The sequence below is a fragment of the Methanobrevibacter sp. genome (assembly GCF_045116495.1).
Lineage (GTDB): Archaea > Methanobacteriota > Methanobacteria > Methanobacteriales > Methanobacteriaceae > Methanocatella.
The window spans coordinates 1-4,989 of sequence record NZ_JBGULU010000168.1 but is presented as its reverse complement, the minus strand read 5'-3'; the positions used below and the strand labels follow the sequence as shown (position 1 = coordinate 4,989).

The following is a 4,989-nucleotide window of genomic DNA, read 5'->3' as shown; positions in this document are numbered from 1 at the left end:
AAAAAATATTAATACATTTAACAAATTATATCTGGTTGATCCTGCCAGTATTATATGCTTATGTTTAAGATTAAGCCATGCATGTCTAAGTAAAGTGATAATAAATCGAAACTGCATCCGGCTCATTATAACGGTTATTGTTAATTTAAAGAAAATTATAAGGATACCTTTACGAAGTGTCAAGATAATACTTGACATGATTCGCAACTATATGTTACGAAATTGTAATCAATTAGTGTTATTCCAATTGAAGAAGAATAACATGAAAATTGAGAGGGCAACCTCAAACAAGTTTTTAAATTAGTATCCGACCTATCAGCTTGATGGTAAGTAATTGGCCTTCCATTGCAGTTACGGGTAACGGGGAATTAGGGTTTGATTCCGGAGAGGGAGCTTTAGAGATGGCTACTACTTCCAAGGAAGGCAGCAGGCGCGCAAATTACCCACTTTTAACTTATAAAGAGGTAGTTATTACAAATAATACGACCGGGTTTTCCCGGTTTAAGATGAGATCAATACAAATGTTTTTTCTAACTCTATTGGAGGGCAAGTCTGGTGCCAGCAGCCGCGGTAATTCCAGCTCCAACAGTGTATATTAAAGTTGTTGTGATTAAAAAGCTCGTAGTTAGAATTTATTTAATGATTGTCCTAAGACAATTGTAAAAAATGAATTTAATTACTTTGACTAAAACAGAAAGTTTAAATTAAAACGTAAAGTTAATTTATGTATAGCATAGAATGATATTTTAAAGAAAGTTTTCTCTTGGATTAATTTAAATGAATGAGTTTGGGGTAATCCAGATTTGAGCTGGAGAGGTGAAAATTCATGATAGCTCAAGGATGAACTAATGCGAAGGCAGGTTACTTGTTCTCGTTTATTAATCAAGAACGAAAGTTAGGGCATCAAAGATGATTAGATACCGTTGTAGTCCTAACCATAAACTATGTTGACTAAGGGTTGTATATAAAATAATGAACATCATTCATTGATGCTCATATAATAACCTCGTTCAGAACTTAAGGAGAAATCCTTAAGTTTTTGAACTTCAGGGGGAGTATGGTCGCAAGGCTGAAACTTAAAGGAATTGACGGAAGGGCACACCAGGAGTGGAGTCTGCGGCTTAATTTGACTCAACGCGGGAAAACTTACCAAGACCGGTTAATAAAATGATAGACATATTATCGATATTTCTTGATATGTTTAGGAGTGGTGCATGGCCGTTCTTAGTTCGTGGATTGATTCGTCTGGTTTATTCCGATAACGAACGAGACTTCAACTTGCTAATTAAGTGCTTACTAAATTTTGGTAGGTACTAAGCATATATAATTAGAAGGACTGTTTTTTAATTCTAATTCTTGTCTCTGGACAAGAAGATGACGAAAGAGAAGGAAGTGAGGCTATAACAGGTCTGTTATGCCCTTAGACATCTTGGGCTGCACGCGTACTACAATGGAGCTATTAAAAAGAATATGATTTATTTCTTTAAATTTTAATTATTCGTAGGGATAATTAATTTTTTTAGAGGTGAATTTACCGAATATTTAAATAGGAGGAGAACTTTCAATGGGCATACTTGACTGGGATTAATGATTGAAATTATTTGTTATGAACGAGGAATTCCTTGTAAGTACTTGTCATCAACCAGTGTTGAATAAGTCCCTGCCCTTTGTACACACCGCCCGTCGCTCCTACCGATCGAATGAATAGATGAAGCTTCAAGATTTGAACTTCGGTTTAGAAAATGAATATAAATCTCCACGTTTAGAGGAAGGATAAGTCGTAACAAGGTTTTCGTAGGTGAACCTGCGTAAGGATCATTAATAAAATAAAAAAATGATTGTTTTCGTCGAGTGACAAAATAGTCATGTTCAGCACATTTTTTTTTAAAAAAAATGTGATATCCTTAAACATTGTTATTTTTACAGAAAAAATTCTGAGGTTTTTTATTGTCGGCCTTAATAACAAATGTTATGGATAGTCTGAACTTTAATAATAATTAAGGTTAGACAATAAGACCCGAAAGATATATATACATATATTTTTATTTTGATAACGGATGGCTTAGTTTCTATAACGATGAAGAACGCAATAAAGAGCGTTATTCGGTAAGAAATATAAAATTTGAATACCTGAATTTCTAATGTACATGACGGTTTAAATTTTTTAAGCCATTTCACCTTCAAATAAAAATATCTGATAAACCAAAATATAAAAAAATAAAATCGAATTTCAGATTCGAAATATATTGAGTGTGGAAAGATTACGTCCATAACTTAAGCATATCACTAAGGATAGGAAAAGGTAACAGTTGTCATTTCGTGCGTAGCGGCGAGCGAGAACGAAATCACGCAGATCCATATTAAATCTATAATGGTAAAAAGGTGATTCCCTCGGGTTTTGCTTTACATTAATGATTGATGTGGAAGTGTAAAAATTCCTAAATTATGAGCATTCACAAATTCCTTTGAAAAGAGGGAACCATAGTAAGGGAAGGTCTTAAAGAAAGCTCATTTATTTATTGTTACATGAATAAGGTTATTTGGAAGTATATTCCTAACGTTACTAATATTTAATTAATTAAACATATTCATAGAAAACTGATAGCAAACAAGTACAGTGATGGAAAGCTTAAAAGAACTTCGATGAGAAGAGTGAAATAGACCCTGAAATTATTTTTTTCTGAAACGGATCATCTGACGATTTGAAAACTTATAAGGATGTCTAATAAGCGTTCTGAAGTCGAAAGAATGATCTATAATCTATTGTAAAAAAATTTGATGAATTTGCTATTAAGGTTAACAAAGGATTCAAAAATAAAAAAGAACAAAAGAGACCGGATTTTTTATAAAGAAAGGTCCACTCGTCTTGAAACACGGATCAAGGAGTTTATTGTACCTAATATTCTGAAAGAAATTAAATCTCCAGATTTAATAAATGATATGTTAAATGGATTTGTCTGAATCGCAATATCATCTTTTGAATATGAATTGTGATAAGACCCGAAAGATGGTGAATTATACTTGAAATGAATGAAGCCGAAGGAAACTTTGGTGGAAGTTCTTACTACAGTTGACGTGCAAATCACTTACAAAAGTTGAGTATAGGGGCGAAAGACTCATCGAACCTTTTAGTAGCTGGTTCGCCTTGAATATTCCCTTAGGAAGGCAGAAACATATAAGAGATTTTGTTTGGTAAAGATAATGATTAGAAGTAACGGAAATATATAAATTTTTGACTTATTCTCAAACTATGAATAAACAATATAATTTCTTAAGATAATTTCTTAAGGAATTTTAAACAATACATGTTTTTAGTCGGCTAATCTGGTAAGCAGGACTGGCGATGTGGGATGAACCAGAAGAGTGAATAAGGTGTATTATATAAACATTACGAACCCCATGAAAGGTGTTAATTCATTTTGATAATAGGACTGTGGCCACAGAAGTTGGAAACAGCTAAGAAGTGTGTAACAACTTACCTATCGAATGAATTAGTCCTGAAAATGGATTGCGTTATAATTTATTAACCGAGTTCAACTTAAGATCCGATAGAAATGAAAAAATATCGTGTAAAGAAACCGCTTGAGATAAACCACTTGTAATGAATCTTCAATGTAAATACTAGTGGAACTTATTTTAGTGCAGATCTTGGCGGAAGTAGCAAATACTTAGAAGAGTAATCTAAGAACTGAAGAGGAGAAAGGTTTCTTGTAAACATTACTTGAATAAGAGTTAATCGAACCTAAATAAATAATGAAAATTTATACACTAGCAATGATTGCTTTTATGAAAGGGAACAATGTTAATATTCATTGATCAAAGATTTTTTTTTAAAAAAAAAGATGGTAACAGAATATAGACTCGGGATTTGATATGAAATTAATGGAAAGAGTTTTCTTCTCTTTTTAACAATTTGATAATCCCTGAAATTACTTAACGTAGAGAAAGGGATAAAATTTCAATTGGAATAATTAAAACATTATGTTTAGTCGAACAGAAATTGTATCAATCTTAAAAAACGAGTTAAATGTTAATAAATCTTTGTTCGTACTCATAACCGCAACTGGTCTCCAAGATTAAAAATCTTTAGTCAAATAGAAGAACGTAGATAAGGGAAGTCGGCAAAATAGCTCTGTAAGTTAGCGAGAAAGAGTAGCTCTGGTAATTAAGTTGGTTTTTAACCAACCAATTACACCGGAACTTTAAATATTGGAGGAATCCGACTGTTTAATAAAAACATAGCATTTCGTTGAATCTAACAGATTTTAAACAGAATGTGAATTCTGCCCAGTGCTCTGAATGTTAAGGTAAAGAAATTTATTGAAGCGCGGGTTAACGGCGGGAGTAACTATGACTCTCTTAAGGTAGCCAAATGCCTCGTCATCTAATTAGTGACGCGCATGAATGGATCACCGTGATTCCTACTGTCCCTATCTACACTCTAGTGAAACCACAGCCAAGGGAACGGGCTTGGTTATAACGGCGGGGAAAGAAGACCCTGTTGAGCTTGACTCTAGTTTATTAAGTGAAATCGATTTTCTGGTATAGTATAGGTGGGAGAGAAATCGGCTTTGTAATACCACTACTGAAAATACAATTTTACTCATTTGAACGTATGGTAAATCATTACATGATTTTAATACATTAAAACTTATGTTGAACCAGTACAAAGAATATAATAAATTGGGAGTTTGGCTGGGGCGGCACAACTGTTAAAAGATAACGCAGGTGTCCAAAGATGGACTCAATGAGAACAGAAATCTCATGTAGAATATAAGGATAAAAGTCCGTTTTAATTATTTATCCAGTACATTAATAATTTCAGAAATGATGGCCTAACGATCCCTAACATTAAGTGTATTATTAAATATAATGCATTTTTCTTTTTATAATAAAGTTTTGGGTGTCAGAAAAGTTACCACAGGGATAACTGGCTTGTGGCAGCCAAGCGTTCATAGCGACGTTGCTTTTTGATCCTTCGATGTCGGC

General features: G+C 33.2%; 2 rRNA genes. Both read left to right on the top strand.

What is annotated here, in order from left to right:
• Positions 1-28 precede the first annotated feature (28 nt).
• Positions 29-1,824 (top strand): 16S ribosomal RNA (locus ACJMLH_RS09155).
• 209 nt (positions 1,825-2,033) lie between these two features.
• Positions 2,034-4,989: ribosomal RNA gene (locus tag ACJMLH_RS09150) — 23S ribosomal RNA — on the top strand; the annotation flags it as partial.